Below are 376 nucleotides of genomic sequence, written 5' to 3'. Positions count from 1 at the left end.
ATTGAGTAAGAATATAAAATCATGCAAACTGGTAAACAAGCGATTGTAATTAACCCTGGCTTCGTAAATCCTTTAAAGATTAAATAAAATATAATGAAAACAGCAACAAGGGTAAGCGCTATCAAATAATCAAATGCGATTAATCCTCCGATAAATGTTGATATGCCTTTTCCGCCCTTGCCTTTAAATACAATTGGATAAATATGTCCAAGTAAAACAGCCATTAAAGCTAACATTACAAATGTAGAATCTCCAAAAAGGTATTTTGCAATAGAAACTACGATTGTCCCTTTGATTGCATCACCTAAAAATGTAGCGATGAAATACCCTTTTCCATATACGCGCCCCATATTTCTTGCACCAGGATTACCGCTTC

At 34.3% G+C, this 376-nt stretch carries 1 protein-coding gene; it reads right to left on the bottom strand.

Annotation, left to right across the window (positions count from 1 at the left end; all coding sequences use genetic code 11):
- Positions 1 to 376, bottom strand: a 376-nt coding sequence (plsY, locus tag KI369_RS29265) for a glycerol-3-phosphate 1-O-acyltransferase PlsY (RefSeq protein WP_212959078.1), incomplete at both ends; no start/stop codon positions are given.

This window comes from Bacillus sanguinis, from assembly GCF_018332475.1.
In the GTDB taxonomy this organism is placed as follows: domain Bacteria; phylum Bacillota; class Bacilli; order Bacillales; family Bacillaceae_G; genus Bacillus_A; species Bacillus_A sanguinis.
The sequence above is the reverse complement of the archived record's forward strand: the minus strand, read 5'-3'. Positions and strand labels throughout refer to the sequence as shown.